General features: G+C 68.3%; 21 protein-coding genes and 2 pseudogenes. 12 read left to right on the forward strand and 11 right to left on the reverse strand.

Annotated elements, in window-relative coordinates; genetic code table 11:
- Window positions 1–62 precede the first annotated feature (62 nt).
- Together FXN61_RS02130 and FXN61_RS02135 are read left to right on the forward strand one after the other, a co-directional pair.
- Window positions 63–1,040 carry an alkaline phosphatase family protein gene (locus FXN61_RS02130; RefSeq protein ID WP_167969671.1) on the forward strand — a complete coding sequence of 326 codons (978 nt, stop codon included), beginning with the start codon at window positions 63–65 and terminating at the stop codon, window positions 1,038–1,040.
- A 197-nt stretch (window positions 1,041–1,237) separates the two neighbouring features.
- Window positions 1,238–2,443, forward strand: a complete 1,206-nt coding sequence (locus tag FXN61_RS02135) for a YyaL domain-containing protein (RefSeq protein ID WP_167969673.1) — start codon at window positions 1,238–1,240, stop codon at window positions 2,441–2,443.
- On the opposite strand, the gene FXN61_RS02140 is transcribed toward FXN61_RS02135, so the two are convergent.
- Window positions 2,444–2,995, reverse strand: a complete 552-nt coding sequence (locus FXN61_RS02140) for a hypothetical protein (RefSeq protein WP_167969675.1) — start codon at window positions 2,993–2,995, stop codon at window positions 2,444–2,446.
- Window positions 2,996–3,015: 20 nt separating this feature from the next.
- Here FXN61_RS02140 and FXN61_RS02145 point away from each other — a divergent pair, with 20 nt between their 5' ends.
- The 5 genes from FXN61_RS02145 (at window position 3,016) to FXN61_RS02165 (ending at window position 7,741) form a co-directional block, all read left to right on the forward strand.
- Complete coding sequence (locus FXN61_RS02145; protein WP_167969676.1) at window positions 3,016–3,681, forward strand: response regulator transcription factor; 666 nt, start codon at window positions 3,016–3,018, stop codon at window positions 3,679–3,681.
- Window positions 3,678–4,955 (forward strand): HAMP domain-containing sensor histidine kinase, encoded by a 1,278-nt coding sequence (locus FXN61_RS02150; RefSeq protein ID WP_167969678.1) that lies wholly within the window; start codon window positions 3,678–3,680, stop codon window positions 4,953–4,955. Before FXN61_RS02145 ends, FXN61_RS02150 begins: the two co-directional genes overlap by 4 nt.
- Before the next feature lie 420 nt (window positions 4,956–5,375).
- Window positions 5,376–5,999, forward strand: a complete 624-nt coding sequence (locus tag FXN61_RS02155; RefSeq protein ID WP_167969680.1) for a DUF4360 domain-containing protein — start codon at window positions 5,376–5,378, stop codon at window positions 5,997–5,999.
- Between the two features lie 202 nt (window positions 6,000–6,201).
- Window positions 6,202–6,714, forward strand: a complete 513-nt coding sequence (locus tag FXN61_RS02160; protein WP_167969682.1) for an ATP-binding protein — start codon at window positions 6,202–6,204, stop codon at window positions 6,712–6,714.
- A 400-nt stretch (window positions 6,715–7,114) separates the two neighbouring features.
- Window positions 7,115–7,741 carry a DUF4360 domain-containing protein gene (locus FXN61_RS02165; protein ID WP_167969684.1) on the forward strand — a complete coding sequence of 209 codons (627 nt, stop codon included), beginning with the start codon at window positions 7,115–7,117 and terminating at the stop codon, window positions 7,739–7,741.
- Window positions 7,742–7,839: 98 nt separating this feature from the next.
- Here the strand turns inward: FXN61_RS02165 and FXN61_RS51410 are convergent, their stop codons facing one another.
- From FXN61_RS51410 to FXN61_RS02190, 4 genes and pseudogenes are all read right to left on the reverse strand, one after another.
- Window positions 7,840–8,667 carry an extensin family protein gene (locus FXN61_RS51410; protein ID WP_167969686.1) on the reverse strand — a complete coding sequence of 276 codons (828 nt, stop codon included), beginning with the start codon at window positions 8,665–8,667 and terminating at the stop codon, window positions 7,840–7,842.
- Between the two features lie 129 nt (window positions 8,668–8,796).
- The gene (locus FXN61_RS55035) at window positions 8,797–9,699 is read right to left on the reverse strand and encodes an SRPBCC family protein (RefSeq protein WP_312877498.1); all 903 of its coding nucleotides are present in this window, start codon (window positions 9,697–9,699) and stop codon (window positions 8,797–8,799) included.
- Window positions 9,700–9,726: 27 nt separating this feature from the next.
- Window positions 9,727–10,221, reverse strand: a complete 495-nt coding sequence (locus FXN61_RS02185) for a helix-turn-helix domain-containing protein (RefSeq protein WP_223165281.1) — start codon at window positions 10,219–10,221, stop codon at window positions 9,727–9,729.
- 86 nt (window positions 10,222–10,307) lie between these two features.
- A pseudogene (locus FXN61_RS02190) lies at window positions 10,308–11,569 on the reverse strand (NAD(P)/FAD-dependent oxidoreductase).
- A 42-nt stretch (window positions 11,570–11,611) separates the two neighbouring features.
- Between FXN61_RS02190 and FXN61_RS02195 the strand changes: the two are divergent.
- Window positions 11,612–13,087, forward strand: coding sequence for an FAD-dependent oxidoreductase (locus tag FXN61_RS02195; RefSeq protein WP_167969690.1), 1,476 nt, complete (start codon window positions 11,612–11,614; stop codon window positions 13,085–13,087).
- Here the strand turns inward: FXN61_RS02195 and paaZ are convergent.
- A pseudogene (gene paaZ / locus FXN61_RS02200) lies at window positions 13,084–15,103 on the reverse strand (phenylacetic acid degradation bifunctional protein PaaZ). The gene FXN61_RS02195 and the pseudogene paaZ sit on opposite strands and share 4 nt — an antisense overlap.
- 119 nt (window positions 15,104–15,222) lie before the next feature.
- Between paaZ and FXN61_RS51415 the strand changes: the two are divergent.
- Window positions 15,223–15,849: an AraC family transcriptional regulator gene (locus FXN61_RS51415; RefSeq protein ID WP_312877499.1), complete on the forward strand. Its 627-nt coding sequence runs from the start codon at window positions 15,223–15,225 to the stop codon at window positions 15,847–15,849.
- Window positions 15,846–16,085 (forward strand): helix-turn-helix transcriptional regulator, encoded by a 240-nt coding sequence (locus FXN61_RS51420; protein WP_246290575.1) that lies wholly within the window; start codon window positions 15,846–15,848, stop codon window positions 16,083–16,085. The genes FXN61_RS51415 and FXN61_RS51420 overlap by 4 nt, the downstream gene beginning before the upstream one ends.
- Here the strand turns inward: FXN61_RS51420 and FXN61_RS02210 are convergent.
- Complete coding sequence (locus FXN61_RS02210; protein ID WP_167969692.1) at window positions 16,063–17,241, reverse strand: hypothetical protein; 1,179 nt, start codon at window positions 17,239–17,241, stop codon at window positions 16,063–16,065. The genes FXN61_RS51420 and FXN61_RS02210 overlap by 23 nt on opposite strands.
- A 3-nt stretch (window positions 17,242–17,244) precedes the next feature.
- Window positions 17,245–18,030, reverse strand: a complete 786-nt coding sequence (locus FXN61_RS02215) for an SDR family NAD(P)-dependent oxidoreductase (protein WP_167969694.1) — start codon at window positions 18,028–18,030, stop codon at window positions 17,245–17,247.
- Window positions 18,031–18,149: 119 nt separating this feature from the next.
- Here FXN61_RS02215 and FXN61_RS02220 point away from each other — a divergent pair, with 119 nt between their 5' ends.
- A complete protein-coding gene (locus tag FXN61_RS02220) occupies window positions 18,150–18,599 on the forward strand; it encodes a nitroreductase family deazaflavin-dependent oxidoreductase (protein ID WP_223165285.1) in 450 nt (149 codons plus the stop codon).
- On the opposite strand, the gene FXN61_RS02225 is transcribed toward FXN61_RS02220, so the two are convergent.
- Genes FXN61_RS02225 through FXN61_RS02235 form a run of 3 tightly spaced genes read right to left on the reverse strand, consistent with a single transcriptional unit; the run spans window position 18,555 to window position 20,876 of the window.
- Window positions 18,555–19,118, reverse strand: a complete 564-nt coding sequence (locus FXN61_RS02225; RefSeq protein ID WP_167969698.1) for a hypothetical protein — start codon at window positions 19,116–19,118, stop codon at window positions 18,555–18,557. The genes FXN61_RS02220 and FXN61_RS02225 overlap by 45 nt on opposite strands.
- On the reverse strand, window positions 19,115–19,678 hold the full coding sequence (locus FXN61_RS02230) for a TetR/AcrR family transcriptional regulator (RefSeq protein WP_167969700.1): 564 nt from the start codon (window positions 19,676–19,678) through the stop codon (window positions 19,115–19,117). The genes FXN61_RS02225 and FXN61_RS02230 overlap by 4 nt, the downstream gene beginning before the upstream one ends.
- A gap of 19 nt (window positions 19,679–19,697) precedes the next feature.
- On the reverse strand, window positions 19,698–20,876 hold the full coding sequence (locus tag FXN61_RS02235; RefSeq protein ID WP_223165286.1) for an MFS transporter: 1,179 nt from the start codon (window positions 20,874–20,876) through the stop codon (window positions 19,698–19,700).
- Window positions 20,877–21,049: 173 nt separating this feature from the next.
- On the opposite strand from FXN61_RS02235, the gene FXN61_RS02240 reads away from it, so the two are divergent.
- Complete coding sequence (locus tag FXN61_RS02240) at window positions 21,050–21,967, forward strand: hypothetical protein (RefSeq protein ID WP_167969702.1); 918 nt, start codon at window positions 21,050–21,052, stop codon at window positions 21,965–21,967.
- Window positions 21,968–22,060 lie beyond the last annotated feature (93 nt).

Raw genomic sequence — 22,060 nt, forward strand, 5'->3', positions numbered from 1 at the left:
TGTGCGGAACTTAGCCCCCGATCAGGCAATCCTTGGCTGATGAGATGCGTTACAGTCGCCCGATGTCACTGGCGGAGATACCTTCCCGGCTCGAACACGCCCTCAGAACGGCAGACCGCGGCGTAGTCGTCCTGGCAGTGGACGGTCTCTCATCGGACGTGGCCAAACAATCCTGGCTGTCGGCCTCCGTTTCCACGCTCTCCTCGACCGTGCCGTCCACGTCCGCGACGGCCTGGCTGACGGCGTTGACCGGCGTTCCCGCCGACGTCCACCGAGTGCCAGGAACGGTGTACCGCAACGGATCCGGCCTCGTGCACGCCATCAACGGCTCGCCGGTGATCCCGGATCTGCCGACCGTTCTGGAACGGCACGGCGCCACCGTTCTCGCGCGCGAGCTCGACCTCCTGGAAGGCACCTGGGCTCAGGCCCTCCTGCGGGGGTGCAACCGGGTACCCGCGCCCCCGAGGCACAAACTCACCGCCCAGGCGGAAGATCCGCCGCTGCTGGTCGCCAACGTGGTGGCCGACCTGGACAAGGCGCTGCCGGACGCCAGGTTCCTCTGGACCTACGTCAACATCGACGACCACGTGCACCGCAACGGGTACGACGAGTCCGTGCACGAGGCCATGCTGCGCCTCGACGCGCACGCTTCCCGTTGGGCCGCACAGGGTTGGACCGTCGTGGCGCACTCCGACCACGGGCTGGTCCCCGTCGATCCCGATCCGGAGCTGGTCGAGGCCTGGGACGCGATCGTGCGCGAGGAGTGCGTGATCCCGTCCGGCGGCGCGGCGCGCACCAGGTGGCTCTACCCGAAACCTGACCGCTTGGAAGCCGTTTTCGACCGCGTGGCAACGACTCTGGGCGCCGCGGCGACCGTGCACCACGCCACCGACCTCGGTCTGCCGCAGCCGGAGGCCGGCCCGGTCGTGGCGGTGGCCGCCTCCCCGAGGTTCCCGATCCCCGACCCCTCCGCGAAGTTCGAGCACGGAGGCCTGAGCCGGGACGAGATCGACGTGCCTTTCGCGATGTGGCAGGCCTGAGCGCGAAATCGTTCATCCTTGTGAACAATTCGCGTTACAACGTGGGAATGCGGGAAGTTCACATATCTGACCCTTTTGGCCGGTCAGCGGCCTGAGACAAGGTGGAAGAATCAATATTTGACGTCTCTTTACAGTCCTTGATCGGATCTGGCAGGGTGTCGCCGGGCGCAAGGACATGAAAGGGACTGGACGGTCTCGTGAATCTGTCTCGACGCACCCTTCTGGCGTCTGCCGCGGCCACTCCCCTGCTCACCGGAGCCGGGATCGCATTCGGTGCCGGGGAGGCCGCGGCCTCCCCGGCCACACTCCGCGGCGCACTCGACTACGGCCTTGCCAAGCTGAGGGCCGTCGCACCGGGCATCACGTCGTTCCCGGAGATCACCCGGTTCGAGAAGTGGACCTACGTCGCCGACGGCGGCTGGATCGGTGGTTTCTGGCCCGGCACCCTGTGGCTCGCGCACCTCGACAGCGGCGACGCCCGGTTCCGCGCGCTGGCCGAGGCCGCGAACGACAGGCTGGCGCCGCGCCGGCTCGAGCCCCGCGACCACGACCTGGGGTTCCTGTTCTACCCGTCCTGGGTCACCGCGTACCGGCTCACCGGCGCCACCAAGTGGCGTGACGGCGCGGTCGACGCGGCGAACACGCTGATCCAGCGCTGGAACCCCGTCGGCAAGTACATCCGCGCGTGGGGAAGGCTCGGCACGCCGGGCAACGCGGGCCGCGTCATCATCGACACGATGATGAACCTGGACCTGCTCGCGTTCGCCACCGAGCAGACCGGCGACCGCAAGTTCATCGACATCGCGATCGCCCACGCCAGAACGACTCAGCAGCACTTCCTGCGCGCGGACGGTTCGACGCCGCACGTGTTCGACTTCAACCCCGACACGGGCGCGCCGATCGGCCCGAACACCGTTCAGGGCTACAGCCCGACCTCGTGCTGGGCGCGCGGCCAGGCGTGGGGCATCTACGGCTTCACCACGATGTACCGCCGCACGGGCCTGCGCGAGTTCCGCGACACGGCTCGCAGGATGGCCGACTTCGCGCTGAGCGCCCTCACCCCGGACCACGTGCCGGTGTGGGACTACCGCTCCCCGTTGGGCGCCAACGACATCAAGGACTCGTCGGCGGGCGCGATCATGGCGTGCGGTCTGCTCGACCTGGCCAAGGTCACCGGCTCCGACCGCTACCGCGACCGGGCGCTGAAGATCCTCGACGGCCTGGTCGGCACGTGTCTGACCACCAAGTCGGCGCGCGCGGAGGCGATCATGGCCCGCGGCACCCGCAACCGCCCGTCCGAGGACGGCGTCGAGGTCTCCCTGCCCTACGGCGACTACTACCTGTTCGAGGCGATCCTGCGCGTCCTCAAGCCCGCGCAGATCTCCAAGGCCATCGGCCTGTAGTCACTTCTCGATCACGCGCGCCGTGGGGCCGTTGCTCCAGGTCGCCTCCAAGCGGGAGAGGCGCCCCGCGGCGTTGCGGAAGTTCACCACCAGCGGCCCGCCGGGCTGTTCCACGGCCACCGACCACCCGTCCGCGGGAGTGGCCGACAGCGCCTCCACCCCCGTTGGGCGGTAGCGCACGACCGCGTCACCGCCCCGCAGGTGGAACGCGTGGACGTAGGAGCCGTCCGACTGCCATTCCCCCGCGGGAAGTTGAGCCGAGGTGGGACGCCCATCCGTACTACTGGGAGGAGCCGGAACAGACGAGCTGACAACGGGAGGCCTGGTGGACGAGGGCGTGACAGGGGACGAGCTGAGCGAGGGGCCCGGATCGGGCACCGCGACGCTGATCGAGGTGACGGTCGGCATCGGCAGCACACCTGGCCCCGTCGTGGACTCCACGGCGGCCACCGGCGCCGGTTCCATCGCCGAACGGATGCCGAACCACGACAGTCCGACGGCGACGGCGGTCACCACCGCCCAGGCGACCAGGTATCCGATCGACCGTCTCACTGCGACGACCCTCCCATAACATGGCATCGGTACTGCTGGTCGAGGACGACCCGGTGGTGCGAGCGGCGATCATGCGCGCTCTCACCGGCCAGGGCCACATCGTGCACGGTGTCGCGCTCGCGATCGAGGCTTTGCGCGAAGTCACCGCCCACAACTACGACGTCGTGGTGCTCGACCTCGGGCTCCCCGACCTCGACGGCGGCGACGCGCTGCGGATGATCCGCGGCGTCACGAACACCCCGGTGGTGATCGCGACCGCCCGCGACGACGAGGCCGAGATCATCCGGCTGCTCAACGCGGGCGCGGACGACTACCTCGTCAAACCGTTCTCCAGCGAGCACCTCGGCGCCCGTGTGCAGGCCGTGCTCAGAAGGGCGCGTGACAGCAAGCAGCTCGTGGTCGGCGGGCTGGAGATCGACGTGAACCTCCGCAGGGCCACTGTGGACGGACGCGAACTCTCGTTGACGCACAAGGAGTTCGAGCTGCTCTCCTATCTCGCGGCACGTCAGGGCGAGGTGGTCCCGCGCGCCGAGATCCTCGCGAACCTGTGGCCGTCCACCCGCGATGACCAGACGCTCGACGTCCACCTGTCGTGGCTGCGCCGCAAGCTCGGTGAACGGGCCGCGCAGCCGCGTTATCTGCACACGGTGCGCGGGGTCGGCGTGCGTCTGGTCGCACCGAGATGAGGCGGTCACTGGTGCTGGTCGCTCTCGCGGCGACCAGCTTGGTGGCACTGGCTTTCCTGATCCCGCTCGCGATCGTCGTCAAGGAGGCGGCGTACGACCGCGCGATCAACGAGGCCCAGAAGCAGGCCAACGCGCTCACGCCCGCCCTGGTGATCGCCGACAAGAAGGCGCCGGTGATCCGCCAGGCGATCATGAGCACCAGCTACGGCGCACAACAGCGGCTCGCCGTGCACTTCAACGGGCCGACCACGATCGGCACCTCGCACATCACCGCGAACGACTTCAAGGAGGCGCAGCGACTCGCGAAGGCCGCCACCGTCCAACGTCCGGACGGCGTGGCCTACCTGCAGCCCATCGCGGTGGTCAACGAGGTCGCGATCGTCGAGGCGTTCGTCCCGAGGGAACAGCTCACCCACGGGGTCATGGGCACCTGGTGGGCGCTGGCCGGCGTCGCGGTCGGCCTCGTCGCCGTGTCGGTGTTCGTCGCGGACCGGCTGGGCGCGCGGGCCGTCAAAGCGACGCGAGCACTCGCGGACGGCGCGCGGAGGATGGGCCAGGGCGACCTCACCGTCCGCGTTCCGGTCAAGGGACCGCCGGAGCTCGCGGAGGTCGGCAAGGCGTTCAACACCATGGCCGAACGGGTCCGGCATCTGCTCGCGTCCGAACGCGAGGTGGTCGCCGATCTTTCGCATCGCCTCAGAACGCCTCTCACGGCCCTTCTCCTGGACGCGGACACTCTCGGAGGGGGCAGCGGCGCTGACCGCGTCCGAGAGGCCGTCCAGGGCCTTGAGAGGGAGGTCGACGAGATCATCAAGGCGGCGCGGTCCGGCCTGCAGCCCGACAGCCGTGGTGTCGACGCGGCGGGAGTCGTCCGCGATCGTCTGGTGTTCTGGTCCGCGCTCGCCGACGACCAGGAACGACCGTGGACGGTCAGGGGCGCCGACAGGCCCGCGCACGTGCCGCTCGCCCGCACCGATCTCACCGCCGCGCTGGACGCGTTGCTGGGCAACGTCTTCCGGTACACCCCGGAGGGCACGCGGTTCGCCGTGACGCTGGTGCACCAGGCCGATCTGGTGGCGCTCGTGGTCGAGGACGCCGGTTCCGGCATCGCGGACACCGAACGCGCGGTGCGGCGCGGCGCCAGTGGTGGTGGTTCCACCGGGCTGGGGCTCGACATCGCCCGCCGCGCCGCGGAAAGCACGGGTGGCTCTCTCCACGTCGACCGCGGGCCGCTGGGTGGGGCACGCGTGCAATTGAGGCTCCGGAGGCTCTAGGACCCTTGTGGGGCCGAAAAAGGAACACCGCCGGCGGCGTGCGGACCGTGGGACGGGTCCGACGCCGCCGGCGGGCACCGGCCGGCTGCGCCGCACCGCTGCCGCACCACCGAGTTCCGAGCAGGAGGAAGGAACCCGATGAGCAGTGCGCGCTTGCCTTCCCACACCGGTGTAAGAGGTGGATCAGCCGGGGCTCTCGGCGCCTGGTGTGGGGACCGGCGTATTCAGGAGGTCTGTGTGATCGTTTTTCGCGACCTGACACGAAGTTAGCCGACCGCCCGCCGTCGCCAATCCACCGTTCAGACGATTAATCCGTTTTAAATATATTTAAGTTCGCCCGGTCGGCTGTCCACGGCTTAAGTCCATTTAAGATAACGTCCCTGCCACGCCGCCATCATCCCCCGAAATGAAAGGCGCCTCATGCTCAGTGCGATGGCAGCTACGGGTTTGGCACTGTCTCTTCTCGTCGCCCCGGAGGCGCCGAGCACAGCCGATGTGGTTCCGCCCGGCAAAATCACGGTCGACGTCGTCACGGTGAACGGTTCCGGCTGCCCCGCCGGAACGGCGGCGGTCGCTGTCGCCGACGACAACACGGCATTCACGGTCACCTACAGCGACTACACGGCACAGGCCGGTGCGGGATCGACACCGACGCAGTTCCGCAAGAACTGCCAGCTGAACCTGCGCGTGCACTACCCGCAGGGGTTCACCTTCGGGATCGCGAAGGCCGACTACCGCGGGTTCGCGCACTTACCCAGAGGCGCGAAGGGCATGCAACGCGCCAGCTACTACTTCTCCGGCTCGTCCTCGACGGGCACGAGCACGCACAACATCCCCGGCCCCAAGAGCGACAACTGGCAGTTCACCGACTCCACCGACGTCGCGGAGATCGTCTTCGCGCCCTGCGGGATGGTGCGGCACCTCAACGTCAACACCGAGGTCCGCGCGTTCACGAACTCCTCGAACCAGCCGGCGTTCGTGTCGATGGACTCCACCGACGGCAGCGTCAACACCCGCTACCAGTTCGCCTGGAAGCGATGCTGAGCCAAAATGATCACGGAGCGCGCCCGGCGTTCTACTGAAAGTGAGCGCCGGGGCCTCTCACCGTGACCCGGACGTGACTTTTGACGGGTGAGTCAACCAGGCGATTGCTTCCTCCGTATACCCATGTAGATTCCCGCACACCTCGACGACCATTCGGGTGACCGTCGTTGGAATCGCGCGCTGGACGCGAAACGGAGGCAGCATGCAGGCGAACGCCCAGACCGCCCAGGTCGACGACCTGACACTCATCGCGCTGCCCACCGCGGTGAACTGCGCGGATCTGTTCGTGCGCTTCACGCTCAGCGAGTGGCGGCTGCGCAACATGATCGCGGACTGCTCCGGCATCGCGTGTGCGCTCGTCGAGGCGGCCATCGACTCCGCGGATCCCAAGACCTCGCGGTTGATCACGCTGCGGTTGCGGTTGAGCGGCGACTACCTCGTCGTCGAGCTGGAGGCGGCCAGGTTCACGATGCCGCCGACCTCTCCCGATCTGCGCACCGGCGAGCTGCAGCTCGGTGGTGGGGTCAAGCTGATCTGGTGTGAGCTCCCGCTGCCGACCGGCGTGAACGCCAACGCGGTGCCGCTGCCCCGGCGTGAGCCGCGCCGCTCCCCCGCCGCCGAGGCGCTGGGCGACGAGCCGGACGTCGATCCCGAGCTCATCCAGCGCATCCTCTTCGGTCTCGGCGGCTCGATGGGCAACGGCAACCAGCGGTAAACCGCTCCAGCACGAGTTTCACCCACAAGGGCGCATCCATCGGTGGATGCGCCCTTGTCGTGTCCGCCGGTTCACAGGTGTGGACACTTCACCAATTGAGTTCCGCATCTCAGACCCCCACTACTCCGTTCGAGGCGTGTTACATTCGCGCACGGCCTGGAGCATCAGGTTTCTGAATAGCGTTCTTTCGGTACGGATGGCAATTAACCGACGACGCCTCCAGACTGCACTTTGGTGCAGTAACCGATCGAACACAAAAGGTAACAAATGGTCGATGCGCATTCACCTGCGCTAACGCCCGGCAATGTTGCTCTGGTTGGCGGACGTTCGTTAACACCCTTTCCGATACGGTCTCGTACCACGCCGCCCGACATGTCCTGCACATTCGGAAAGGTGTCCCATGATTAGCACGTTGGCTGCGGCCGGCTTGGCTCTGTCCACCATCGTCTTTCCCCCGGTCGCGGATCCGCCCCCGACGGGCCAGATCACCATCGACGTCGTCACGGTCAACGGCTCCGGCTGCCGCATCGGCACGGCGGCCATCGCCGTCTCCCCTGACAACAAGGCTTTCACGGTCACCTACAGCGACTACATGGCCCAGGTCGGTCCTCAGTCGAAGCCGACCGACTTCAGGAAGAACTGCCAGCTGAACCTCAAGGTGAACGTGCCGGGCGGGTTCACCTACGGAATCGCGCAGGCCGACTACAGAGGCTTCGCCCACCTGGAAAGGGGAGCGAAGGGGACGCAAAAGGCGAGCTACTACTTCCAGGGAATGTCGGACAACGACCAGCGGTCGAAGACCTGGAACGGCGCGCTGAGCGACGACTGGCAGGTCACGCACAAGACCGACGTCGCGTCCATCATCTACCACCCCTGCGGCGCGAAGCGGAACTTCAACATCAACACCGAGCTGCGGGTGGACAAGGGCACGTCAGACCCGAAGAAGACCAGCTTCATGGCGATGGACTCGACTGACGGCTCGATCGAGACCATCTACCACTTCGCGTGGAAGAAGTGCCCCAAGTAAGAACAGGCAAGCAGGAACGGTCGACAGCATCCAGGCAAGGCCGCCAGGCCCCTTGGTCTCCTGCCGAACGAGACCAAGGGGCCTTCTGCTGTGCCAAATCAGATGTTCTGGTTCGCGAAGCCCTTGGTCGCGATCTTCGACAGCATGCTCTGCCACACCGACGAACTGGTGTGCGGGTCGCCCGTCACGCCTAGCTTCGACTTGAGACCGTTGAACGCGTTCTGCGTGTTCGTGCCCCAGTCGCCGTCGATCACCAGACCGGAAGCGCGGAAGTTGTTGCACACGGCCTGGACGAACTTGGTGTCGGACTCGGAGTCCTTGAGCACGCGGACCGGCATGCCACCGAAGTCGGAGTGGATGTGGTCGGCGTGGTCGGCGTTGTACCAGCCGTCGAGCACGTAGCGGAACCGGCGGCGGCACACGGCCTCCGTCGCGAGGTAACGCTTGCGGATCGCGGCGTTGCTCGATGCGTGGTGCTTGTCGAGCGGCGAGATGGTGTTGCCGCCGGACCAGCGGACGTGGTCGAGGTCCATCGCGGTGCCGGCGCCGTGCTGGCCGGGCTTGTTGACGTAGAAACCGGCGGAGACGATGTAGCTGATCGAGCCGTAGCCCGACGACAGCGAGCGCAGGTCCCGGATCCAGGCGACGAGCGCGTTGTAGAACGCGTCGGTGGCCTGCCAGTTGCGCGCGGTGGTGTTGCCGCGGTTGGAGCGCCAGTAGTAGACGGGCGTGCCGTCGATCTTCTGGAACGTCATCATGGCCAGCGCACCGGCCTCGGCGGCCTGGATCTCCGCCTCGGTGTGCTGATCGTTGATCTTCGGGTCGGCACTGGCCAGCCCCGGCGCGATGGTGGACAGACCGGCGAGACCGGCGACGGCCGCCGCGCCCGTGACGAAGCCGCGCCGTGTGACGTTGTTCTCGAACACCCCAGTTCTCCCTCTGTGTTCTGGCCGGAGGGAACAGGAGGAAGGCCTGTCTCACCAACCGGCGCGAGGGAGTCTAGAGATCACGATCAGAACGGGGAATCGCGTCTGACCTGCGATTTTCCTTTGTCTTTACCGCACGGAGCCGAGCACGCGGATCAGGTTCTTCTCGGTGTCGTTGCCGAGCTTTTCCAGCGCCAGCTTGGCCACCGGTGCCCCGAGCTTCGCCAGCCCGTTGAACTCGACGTGGGCGTGGTAGCTGATCCTGGTCGTGCCTGGTGCCGAACCCGGGGTGATCGAGATGTCGTCCGTGGAGGTGGCGGTGTCGTTGCGGCCCACGAACCGCAGGCCGTCCGGGTCGTCGCGGGTCAGTTCGTACACCAGCTCGGCCTTGCGGCCGAAGAACGCCGACACGTTGTGCCACCGCGCGCCGACCTTCACCGGTCCTTCGTCGAGACGCGTGCACGACACGGTGCCCGGATCCCACTGCTCGGCGCGGGCGAAGTCGCGCAGGTACTCGACGACGCCCTCGGGCGAGGACGCGACGGTGAACGTGCGCTCGACGTCGACACCGGAAATGGGCGGCGCGTTGAAGGCCTGTGGCGCAAGGCGAAGCCGGTGCTGGTCGACGACACCCGCCTGGCCCTCGGCGCGGCGCAGCAACCGGTCCAGCCGTTCCGCGTCGACACCAGGCAACGTTTGCAGCGTCCGCCACATCGCGGCCTTGCCCTCGATGCCGATGCGCAGGGTCTCGAGCTCCAGCACGTCGCTCAGCGGCGAGCGGCCCAGCACCCTGCCGTTGAACTTGAGCCTGCCCGCCTTCTCGGTGAGCCAGCCGATCGCCGCCTTGTGCGGGCGCGGCTCGACGCCGAACGAGCGCATGACGTCGAGCAGCTCCTTGCGGTCGGCCTCGATGTCGTCCGCGAGCACGCGCAGTTCGGGGTGTGTGCGGCTGATGCGGCGGGCGAGTTCAGTGCCCGCCATCGCTCCGGCGAGGTGGTCGTTGAGGTAGATGCCCAGCAGCTCCGTGTTCACGCCGGTTGGTTACCCCCTGCCCCGTCACTAGGAACCTGCCGGACCGAGCTGATATCCCTGGTTCCACAGGGTTTTGATCACCAGGCCGATCGGCGCGATCCGCCGCCGCAACCGCATGATGTGCAGGTGCAGCGCGTTGCTGGTGTCGCCGTCCTTGGTGGGCAGGCACAGCAACAGGTCCTCGCGCGTGGTCAGCGAGCGGAAACGTCTGAGCAGCTCGGCGACGAGTGCGCGTTCGGTCGGCGACAGCACCACGGAACGCGAGCGGAACCGCAGGATGCCGGACATGTCCAGCTCCGGCACGGCGTACCGCGCCGCGCGGGCGCGCAACATCGCGATGCGCACGGCGAGGTCCTGGTGCGCCACGGGCGCGCGGACCCAGTCCTCTCGCATGTCCGTCAGCACGGGCGCGGGCACGTTCTTCTCCAGCACCAGCAGGCACAACGTCCCGCTGCGCTGGCACGCCTCCCGTGCCGCCGCGTCCACCGGCCAGCGCACGACCTCGACGGGCAGTTGGTTCACCAGGTTCGACATACGTCCACTTCCGCTTGTCCACCACGGAGAGCACCGACCCAGCCTTCGGCTTTCGTGGACGGTAGACGCGCCTGCTATTTCCGCTCTATCGCATGCATCGGTTCCAGAATGATCGGCTGCGTGCGACGGCCGGTGACGATGTTCCACGCCCATTGCGTCAGCACCGCGACCCGGTTGCGCCACCCGACCAGGAACGCGATGTGCACGACGGCCCACGCCACCTTGCCGGTCAGGCCCTTCAGCCGCAGCTTCTTGATGTCGGCGACGGCGTCACCAGGCGAGATCGTCGCCATCGTGCCGAGGTCGAGGTACTTGAACGGCTTGGTCTCCCGCCCGTTCAGGCGTGCTTTGATCACGCTGGCGACGTGGTGCCCTTCCTGGATGGCGGGCTCGGCGATCCCCGGCAGGTCGTTCAGGTTCACCATGTCGCCGATCGCGTAGACCTCGCGAGTCACGGAACAGTCCGAGGGATTCACCAGAATCCGGCCCTTGCGATCGACCTCAGCGCCGGTGGCCTCGGCGAGCTTGCGCGCCAGCGGAGAAGCCTGCACACCGGCCGCCCAGATGATCGTCCGCGCCTCGACCCTGTCGCCGTCCTTGGTGGTGAGGCCTTCGGCGTCCACCGACTCGACCGCGGCACCGACCATCACGGTCACGCCGAGCTGCTCCAGCTTCATCCGCGTGTGCTCCCGCAGTGGCGCCGAGAACGGCGGCAGCACGTGCGGCACGGCGTCCAGCAGCGTGATCCGGATGTCCCGCGGATCGATCTCGCGGAACTGCCCCTTCAACGCCCGCCGCGCGAGGTCCGCGAGCTGCCCCGCCAGCTCGACACCGGTCGGTCCCGCTCCGACCACCGCGAACGACAGCCACTGCTTCGGATCGTCGGCCGCCACCGCCGTCTCGAACGCCCGCAGGAGCTTCGAGCGCAGGCCGATCGCCTGTTCCAGGGTCTTCATCGGCGGCGCCGACTCCGCCCAGTCGTCGTGCCCGAAGTAGCTGTCGCGTGCTCCTGCCGCCACGACCAGCGTGTCGTACTCGACCTGGCGTGACGTCCCGTCCGGCAGGTGACGTGGACTCGCCGGTTGGCCGCGTCGAACCCGGTCACCTCGCCGAGGAGCACACGGGCGTTGCGCTGCTTGCGCAGGATCGCCCGGAACGCCGGCGCGATGTCGCCCGAGGGCAGCAACGCGGTCGCCACCTGATAGAGCAACGGCTGGAACAGGTGGTGGTTCGTGCGGTCGATCAACGTGACCTCGGCGTCCGCGCGCTTCAGCCCGCGCACGACGCCCAGCCCGCCGAACCCGCCACCGACAACGACTACCCGGTGCTTGCCCATGCAGGTCGCATACCCACTCCGGACGCCGGGTATCCGGCCGCCATGACGACCACCGCTGACCAGTCGCTCTGGCTTGCCGCGCTCGACGCACCCCGGCCACCTCTGACCGGCGAGCACACCTACGACGTGGCCGTGGTCGGCGGTGGCATCACCGGCCTCACCACCGCGTTGCTGCTCAAGCGCCGCGGCCTGAACGTCGTGGTGCTGGAGGCCGGCCACGTGGCGTCCGGCGTGTCCGGCAACAACACCGCCAAGGTCACCGCACTCCAGTCCACTGTGTACTCGATGATCCGGCGCACCCACGGCCTGGCCGCCGCCATCGACTACGCCACGGCGTCCCTGGCGGCCGTGGCCCAGGTCGCGGACCTGGTGAAGCTCGAAGAAATCTCCTGCGACCTGCGCCGCGCCCCTGCCGTGACCTACGCCTACACCGAGTCCGAGGTGCGGGCGGTCGACCACGAGCTGATCGCGGCCCGCCAGGTCGGCCTGCCGGTGCGCGGAACCGTCGACGTCGGCCTGCCGTTCGAGGTGCACGCGGCGGTCCGGCTGGACGACCAGATCGCGCTGCACCCGGTGAAGTACCTGCAGGGCCTCGCCCAGGCGATCGACGGCGGCGGTAGCAGGGTCTGCGAGAACAGCCGCGTGATCGACGTGACAGGACATCGTCTGTCCACAGCGGACGGTCGCGTCGACGCCGAGAAGATCGTGATCGCCACGCACTACCCGACGCTCGACCGGGGTCTGTACTTCGCCCGCATGGAACTCACCCGCGCCTACTGCATCGCGGCCAGAGTCGCCACCCCGCCGCAGTCCCTCGCGATCAGCACCGGCAGCCCGTCGTGGTCGGTGGCGGCGCACGGGGACAAGCTGATCGTCGCCGGCCAGAGCCACCCGACCGGCAGGCCCGCCGTGGAACCGTTCCGCAGGCTGGAGGACTTCGCGCGAAAGCACTGGCAGGTCGAGGAGATCACGCACCGCTGGTCGGCGCAGGACCCGACCTCCTACGACCACCTGCCGATGATCGGCAGCTACACGCCGGGCAGCACGACGCTGTTCACCGCCACCGGCTACATGAAGTGGGGCCTGACCAGCGGCACGTTCGCGGCGTCACTGCTCGCGGACCTGGTGACCGGCAAGCCGAACGACCTCGCCGAGCGGTTCAGCCCGCATCGGCTGTCGGTGAAGTCGTTGCCGGAGCTGGTGAAGAAGAACGCCGAGGTGGCGGTGGAGTTCGTCGGCGACCGCGTGCTGCCCGCCGACGCCACCTCCAGCGAGAACCTGCCGCGCGACCACGCCCACGTGATCCGTGACGGCCTGGGCAAGACCGGTGTCTACCGGGACGACGACGGGCAGCTGCACGCGGTGTCGTTGCGCTGTACGCACCTCGGCTGCCTGGTGCGGTTCAACGCCGCCGAACGCAGCTGGGACTGCCCGTGCCACGGCTCGCGGTTCGACGTCGACGGCGCGGTGCTGGAGGGGCCTGCAACCAAGCCCCTCCCCAAGCGCAAACCTCGCTAGCTCTTGGAAACCAACGTCAGCACGTCGTAGCGCGCCACCGACTCGCCCTTCTGGTTCACCACATCGGCGTCCCAGCGGACCTCGCCGTACTCCTGGTCCTCGCGCGGCGTGATCTGCTTGACCGTCAGCGTCACCGTGAGCGTGTCGCCGGGGAACGTCGGCGTGAGGAACCGCAGGTTCTCCAAGCCGTAGTTCGCGAGCACCGGACCGGGCTCCGGCGAGACGAACAGACCCGCCGCGAACGACACCACGAGGTAGCCGTGCGCGACCCGGCCGCCGAAGAACGGGTTGGCCGCGGCGGCTTCCTCGTCCATGTGCGCGTAGAACGTGTCGCCGGTGAACTCGGCGAAGTGCTCGATGTCCGCCAGGGTCACCTCGCGCGGCCCGGCCACGACCGTGTCGCCCAGCCGCAGCTCGGCCAGCGTCTTGCGGAACGGGTGCACCGGCTCCTCACGACGAGGCGCCCCGGTGACCAGCGGTTCGTGACCGCAGCCAACGTGCGCGGGCTGCCCTGCACGGCCGTGCGCTGCATGTGGTGCAGCACGCCGCGCATGCCACCCATCTCCTCGCCGCCACCGGCACGGCCAGGACCACCGTGCACCAGCATCGGCAACGGCGACCCGTGCCCTGTCGACTCGCCGGCGTCCTCGCGGTCCAGCACCAGCAACCGGCCGTGCCACGGCGCCACGCCGATCACGACGTCGCGCACGAAGTCGGTGTCCGCCGAGACGATCGACCCGACCAGCGAACCGGCACCGCGAGCCGCCAGCGTGACAGCGTCGTCCACCGAGTCGTAGGGCATCAGCGTGGACACCGGTCCGAACGCCTCGACCTCGTGTGGCTGCACGGCGTCGGCGGCGGCGCGCAGCAACATCGGCGACATGAACGCCCCGCGCTCGGCATCAGCGTCCACAAGAGACAGAGCACCGTCGCCGTGGACGACAGAAGCGCTCTCCTGCAACGCCTTCAGCGACCGCCGAACCTCCTCGCGCTGCTCCAGACCGGCCAGCGCGCCCATCTTCACGGACTTGTCGGCCGGGTTGCCGATCACGACCTCGGCCAGCTTCGACGCGGTCGCCTCAGCCACCGCGTCGATCAACGAGGCGGGCACCAGCGCACGCCGGATCGCGGTGCACTTCTGCCCCGCCTTGGTCGTCATCTCGGACACCAGCTGACCGACGAACAGGTCGAACTCGGGCGTGCCCGGCGACGCGTCCGGTCCCAGGATCGAGCAGTTCAGCGAGTCGGCCTCCGCGTTGAACCGCACTGACGACCGGATCACGGCCTGGTGGGTGCGCAGGTGCTGGGCCGTCGACGCGGACCCGGTGAAGCCGACCAGGTCCTGCGGGGTCAGGTGGTCCAGCAGGTCGCCGGCGGAACCGCAGACCAGCTGCAGCGACCCCTCCGGCAGCAGACCGGACGCGAGCATCAGCTCGACCAGCTTCTCGGTCACGTACGCCGTCTGGGACGCGGGCTTGATCAGTGACGGAACACCGGCGATGAACGCGGGCGCGAACTTCTCGAGCGGTCCCCACATGGGGAAGTTGAAGGCGTTGATCTGAACGGCGACACCGCGCAACGGCGTGCAGATGTGCTGGCCCACGAACGTGCCGCCGCGTCCCAGGGGCTCCACGGGGCCGTCGACGTAGACCTTGTCGTTCGGCAGCTCTCGCTTGGCCTTGGACGCGTACCCGAGCAGCACGCCGAAGCCGCCGTCGATGTCGATCCACGAGTCGACCTGGTGGCGCCGGAGCGCGCGGACAGCGCGTACAGCTCGGCCTTGTGCTCCTTCAGATACAGGCCGAGAGCCTTCAGCAGCTGCGCGCGCTGGTGGAACGTGAGCTCGCGCAACGCGGGCCCGCCGACCTCGCGGCCGTACCGCAGCGCCGCACCCATGTCGACGCCCGCGGACGAGATCCTGGCGATCTCCTCGCCCGTGACGGCGTCGTGCAACGGCGCGCCCTCGGCGTCCGGCGTGTGCCACCGGCCCGACACGTAACTGCGCAGCAAGCTCATCGAGCCAACCCTTCTCACGCTGGGCCGGCGGGTCCGCGCCGACCTCGTTCCCGCACCGTAGCAGCGAACCCTCTCCGACGGACTTGCCTGATCGTCCCACCGCCAGGAGCATCGAGGGCGTGGACGAACTTCGCGCGTTGCTGGCCAAGCACGCCCGGCCCGACCTGACCACGCCCATCGAGGACGTCCTGGTCTCCAAGACCACCGTCGGCGGCCCGTCCGCGCCGTCGATGACCGGCACGATCCTCGCGTTCGTCGCCCAAGGCCGCAAACGCATCGCGTTGGGCGATCGCGTCTACGACTACCGGGCCGGCCAGTACCTGGTGGCCTCGATCGACATGCCGATCACCGGCAACTACGTCGGCATCAGCCCGTCCGAACCCGCGCTCGGCATCGGCCTGGTCCTCCGCCCGCACCAGGTCGCGGAGCTGCTCCTGAGCAACGACCTCCCCAAGGCGAACGGCACCCCGCAAGGCCTGGCCGTCAGCGACGCCACCCCGGAGCTGATCGACGCCGTCACCAGGCTCGCACGGCTGCTGGAGAACCCGCGCGACGCACGACCACTAGCCCCGTTGATCAAGCAGGAGATCCTCTGGCGGGTGATGACCGGCGAGCAGGGCGCCGTCGTCCGCGACCTCGGGTCCAGGACAGCAGCCTCAGCCACATCGCCAAAGCCGTCAGATGGATCCGTGAGAACTTCGCCGAGTCGTTCAAGGTCGAGAACGTCGCGCGGATCGCGGGCATGAGCGAGTCGGCGTTCTACCGCAACTTCCAGGCCGTCACGGCGATGAGCCCGATCCAGTTCCAGAAGCAGATCCGCCTGCAGGAGGCCAGGCTGCTGCTGGCGACCACCAGAGACGTGACGAGCGTGAGCCACCGGGTCGGCTACGACAGCCCGTCGCAGTTCAGCCGCGAGTACCGCCGCCAGTTCGGCGCTCCGCCCAGCCGGGACGTGGCGTTCAGGCCCGAGCCCGTTCTCTGACGTCCAGGTACACCGCGCGGACCTCCAGCGTCCGCTCGACCTTCTCGATCACGGGAGCGAAGAACTGGCGCCGGTGCTCGGCGTCGCTCATCGAGATCACCGAGAAGTACATGCTGCCGAACGCCGCGAACAGCGTCGCGTTGCGCAGCATCGCCGACGGCACACCGGGGATCAGCGACATCTTCGGCGCCGACCCGATCCACTGCTCGGCGATCGGCGGCGTGACGACGATCAGGCCGAGCACCACGAAGAACGAGAACAGCGCGAGCCCGACCACCGCCGCCTGCACCAGCTGCCTGATCGCGAGCATCACCAGCAGGTTGCGCACCTGTCGGCCGTTCAACCGCTTGGGCGGCAACGGTTCGGTGATCTCCACCCCGGCCAGCGGCGTGCCCTTGCAGGCGACGGTGAGCACCTCCGGCCGCAGGTCCTGCTCGACGCGGCCGATCTCGTCACGCAGGCGGGCGGCCGCGGCCAGCACGGTGATCGCGGCGAACAGCAGCACGACCAGGCTGACCCGTGGCCAGCGCAGCTCGTTCATCGCCTGCCACAGCTCACCGGTGAAGAACAGGAACAGGGTCACGAACAGCATCGGCGGCAGCGCCCTGCCCAGCAGGTGCACGCTGTTGCGCAGGTCAGCGATCACGTGCCGGATGGCGGCCTTCAGCAGCGCGCCCAGCCCGTAGGTGGTGGCCAGCATCGTCGCCACGAACGCCACCCCGAAGAAGGCGACGAACCACACCGGGATCAGCCACTCGTTCTGCGGATCCAGGGTTCCTGGCGTGGTGACCTCCTCGTCGATGACGAGCTGCAGCACCGGCACGATCACCGGCATCGCCGCGTACGCGATCAGCAACAACACGGTCGTGCGCGGCGAGAAGCTCGGCAGCCGCCGCACGAACAGCGAGAGCAGGATCCACGCGGACACCATCACCGCGACGATCACCCCGAGCAGGACCCACTTCGACAACCCGGCGGACCGTTGCAGCACGAGCCACGCGAGGCTGCCGACCGCGACGAACGTCAGCGCCGGCAGCATCCGCGGCAGCACGTGTGAGCGAAAGCCATAGCCTTCGATCATGGTCGGCGCACCCTGGCGGACGAACCACCGTTCGGTGCGCCGTACCAGCATCTCCGGAGCCATGCGGTGGATCATGCCTCAACGGTCGAAGAGCCGCGCCATCACGGTGAAGTAGTGCGTCGGGGCGATGCGGGCGAGCGCGTCGAACACGTAGGCGTCCGGCCCGACCAGGATCCGCGCCTTGCCCCGTTCGACACCGCGATGGATGATCTCGGCCGCCTTGTCGGGCGTGGTCAGCGCGATCTTGTCGAAGTCCGCCGCCATCTGAGCCAGCGTCCTGCCCTGGCCGTCGGGGTCGGAGTGGATGCGCGCGTTGCGGATGATGTTGGTCTTGATGCCGCCGGGGTGGACGGTGACCGCGGAGACACCGGTGCCGCGCAGTTCCTGGCGCAGCGAGTCGGTGAAGCCGCGGACGGCGAACTTCGCGGCGCAGTAGGCGCTGTTCTTCGGCATTCCGACCAGCCCGTACACGCTGGACGTGTTCACGATGACGCCGTAGTTCTGCTTGACCAGCTGCGGCAGGAACGCCCGCGTCCCGTTGACCACACCCCAGTAGTTGATGTCGAACAGCCAGGAGTCGTCCTCGGGCACTGAGTTCAGCACGGTCGTGGACGTGGCGACGCCCGCGTTGTTGAACACCGCTGCGAGCGGCAGGTCCAGCCAGGCCTGCACTTCCTTGGCGAACCGCTGCACGTCGTCCGCGTCCCGCACGTCGAGCACCCGGCTCAGCACCGGGCCCTTCAGCGATGCGGCGGTCTCCTCGAGCCCGTTCTCGTCGACGTCGGCGATGATCACCGGTGAGCCGTGCCGGGACAGCCGTCGCGCGAGGCTGCGGCCGATTCCCGAGGCCGCCCCGGTGATCACCGCGGGACACCTGCGATCTTGCGCACCATGCGTGTGCTCCCTGTCGTCGTGAGCACCTCACGCTTCCAGTGATCGCCGGTCGGCACCAGAGTGGATCACCCCTGCGCTACCATCGCCGAATGTCGATGACCAGCTGGTTGGGGCGTCAGGCGTGGCTGGAGAAGGCCGTGATCGGCACCGATCGCCTCCTGTACCGGCTGACCGGCGGCAAGGTCACCACCGTCTCGTTCAGCAAGCAGACCGGCCTCACGCTGATCACGGTGGGCGCTCGCAGCGGAGAGCGGCGTGAGAACCAGGTCCAGTACGTGGCCGACGGGGACGGCATGCTGGTCGTCGGCTCGAACTGGGGCAAATCGAACCACCCCGCGTGGACCGCGAACCTCATCAAGAACCCGGACGCTCAGGCGAACGTCCGCGGCCGGATCAGTGACGTTCGCGCGTCGCTGCTGGAAGGTGCCGAGCGCGAGGCCGCCTGGCGCAAGCTCGTGGCGGCCTGGCCCTCGTTCCAGGACTACGTCGAGCGGTCAGGCGGCCGCGAGCTGAGGGTCTTTCGCCTCACGCCGCGCTGACTCCCAGGCGAGCCACACGCAGCCGACGACCATGAGCACGCCGTGTGCGATGCGGACGGCGGGCGGGGTGAAGAACTGCGGCAGGAACAACGCGAACCCGGTCGCGAACAGGATCGCCGCGGTCGTGCGGAGTTTGATCGCGACCATCACGGCCGCGACGCCCATGGTCACCAGGCCGAGCGTGAAAGTCGTGACGGCGACGGGGTTGTAGCGCACGGCCTCGGCGAGCTCGAGGATGTTGGGCTGCCCGGCGATCTCGTGCAGACCGAAGTCCTCGGCGCCGTAGTACGGCAGGGTGAGCCCGGCACCGACCCAGAACGTGATCGCGGCGGTGCGGTGGATCTCCAGCAGTGCGATCGGCACGAGGATGAAGCCGATCATGGCGAACAGGTGTGACCACACCCAGGCCGACGACCCCATCGCGGCGGCGGCACCGGCGGCGGTCGTTTCGTCCTCCCACGGCCGGAACACGGGATACAGCAGGAAGAGCAGGCCTGCGGCGGCGAGCGGAATTCTCATGATCGTCCCCTGAGATCGTCGAGGTACATCCGGACGAGCTGGTCGTAGGTGTCGTCGAGCCCCTCCGGCAGGCCGAACCCGCCACTGGACTCGATCGACGCGAAGCCGTGCACGATCACCCGCAGCCGCCGCGTCGCGTGGATCGCGGCCGAGCCCTCCAGGCCGTACCCGCGCAACGTCGCGAGCATGACCTCCATGAGCTTCATGCCCGCCGCCTGCTGCAGGTCGTCATGCAACGGGTCCATCGGCATGGCCGCGTAGCGCTTCGGGTGTTCTGTGACGTACGCGCGGTACGCGTGCATGAGCGCTGCCACGGCCTCGTCGCCCGAGAGGCCCAGCACGGCGTTCGTGAACCGGCTGGTCATCTCCTCCAGCAGCCGCACGCCGACGTGGCCTCGCAGCTCGCCGAGGCTCGCTACGTGCTTGTACAGCGAGGGCGTGGCGACGCCGGTGCGGGCGGCGACGGCGGCGAGCGTCAGTCCTTCGACACCCTGCTCGTCGACCAGCTCCAGTGCGGCGTCCACGACCTTCGTGGTGGTGAGACGTGGGCGAACTGTCATAGCTCAAAAGCTAATGCCATTAGCCCCGCACGTCAAGGCCACGCTTGGTCGCGACGGCGTGGCGTGCCAGAGCCGCGACCGCCATGAGGGCGACGAGCCCGCAAACTCCACGCCATCCCACGTGGGTGTAGGCCCGCACCCCCAACCACGACCCCAGCGCGCCACCGAGGTACGCACACGTCATGTAGGCGGTGTTGAGGCGGCCGCGATGGGTGTCGCTCAACGCGTACATGCGGATCGAGTTCGCGACCATTCCGCACTGCATCGCGACGTCGAGCACGAGCGTGCCGATCACCAGCGCGACCAGTCCGCCGGCCCCACCCGCACCCCCGGCCGCCAGCACCGCCGCCGAACCGATCACCGCGAGCACGCTCACCAGGTTCACCGGATCCGGTCCGCGCCGGTCCACGATCCGCCCCGCGATCGGCGTCGCGACCATCGTGGCGGCGTTGACCAGTGCCAGCAGTCCCACGGCCTGTGCGCCATAGCCGTACCGGGGTCCGGACAGGAGCAACGCGACACTCCCCCACACCGCGCTGAAGGCCCCGAAGATCATGGCCTGGTAGAAGCAGGAACGACGCAGCTCGGGTTCATTTCGCAGCAGCCGCAACGGTTCCAGCAACAGGCTCGGGTAGGACTGCCGGGTGTGCGGTTCCGTCGCGGGCAGGGCCCGCCACAACGCCACCGCCATCACGAACGCCAGTCCCGCCGCGGCCAGGTACGGCGCCCGCCAGTCCAGCCGCTCGCCGAGCGCCCCGCCGAACGTCCTGGCGAGCAGCATCCCGCCGATCGACCCGGCGAGCATCGTCCCGCTGGCGGCACCCCTGCGGTCCGGCGCGACCATCCCGGCCACCATCGGCCCGATGATCGGCGCGATCACCGTGGTCACGCCTGCCGCGACCCCAGCGGCGAACAGCGGCCCGAACGACGGCGCGAGCCCCGCTGTCGCCAGCCCCAGCCCGGTGACCGCGAACAACGTGGCGATCAGCGGCCGGTACGGCACCCGGTCCCCCAGCGGCACCAGCAGGAAGATCCCGCACGCGTACCCGATCTGGGCGGCGGTGACCACGAGCGCCGCCCGGTCCACGCGGATTTTCAGCCCTTCCGCGACCAGCGGCGTGATCGCCTGCGGGAAGTAGACGTTGCCGACCGCCACACCGCACGCGACCGCCGGCAGAGCGAGCATCCCCCGAGTCATGGCCGCGACGCTGTCGGTTACCACCACCTGGCGCAATCCAATTTCCCTATCGGATGCAGGCCGTTCGACTCATTGGCGGCAGCACCGGTGGCCAGTACGGTGATCACCTGCGGCGTCGGGGCGATCGGCGGGGCGCCGGTCGGAGCCGGGAGTTCATCACCCGGAGGCTGGGCATGCGAGTAGCCAGACGCTGGGCGGCGGTCGCCACCGTCGCCATCGGCGCAGCGCTGTTGGTACCCGTGACCGCGAACGCGCACGCACCATCAGGCGCGATTTTCACGACGTTGCCGGACGGCAGCGAAGTCAACTTCAACCACTTCCCGTCCAAACAGGACGTCTACCTCGACGGCGGCCCCGGTCCCGGTGCACCGCAGACGGCCGCCGGTCTCGACGACGGCACGTATGTGTTCCAGGTGACCGACCCCAGCGGCAAGGTGCTGCTGTCCACCGATCCGGCGCGCTGCCGCCAGTTCACCGTCGTGAACGGTGTGATCAGCGGTGTCGTGGACACCGACTGCGAACACGTGACCGGGTCCGATCTGGACCACAACGCCACCACCGTCCAGCTCTTCCCCTACCTCGACACGCCCAACAACGGTGGCGTCTACAAGGTCTGGGTCACCACCGTCGGGGACTTCCTCGCCGGCTGCGCCGAGTTCGGCGTCCAGAACGGACTCAACGTCGTCGACTGCGGCAACACCGGCGGCAACCGGCACGGGTTCGTGCCGGCGCACAGCAAGACCGACAACTTCAAGGTCGGCGACCGGGTGATCGTCGAGATCGACACCCGCTTCTACCGCTGGGACGGCGCCGGGCCGCTGGACGGCTACGCCGTGACGTGGACCGACACCAACGGCGCGTCGAACAAGAAGTGGTCCTACTACGCCCCTGAGCTGTGGGTCATGCACGAGGCGCACGTCGAGGCCGTCGAAGCGGGCGTGCACCAGATCTCGGTGGCGAACCAGCCCGGCTGCACCGTGCTGAGGGTCGACGTGCAGAACCAGCACCTGAACGGACCGGGCACGGTCCAGGTGCGCGTGTCCAACATCGGACAGGAGAAGACGATTTTCGTCGACGTCCGCTGCGGCTGACCTCGATCAATGGGAGCGCTCCCCTGAGAGCGCTCCCACGTGACCAAAGAGTGAAAAGGTTTACACATTGACCGAGAGTCACGAGGTGACAAC

This window comes from Lentzea indica (genome assembly GCF_012184385.1).
GTDB classification, from domain to species: domain Bacteria; phylum Actinomycetota; class Actinomycetes; order Mycobacteriales; family Pseudonocardiaceae; genus Lentzea; species Lentzea indica.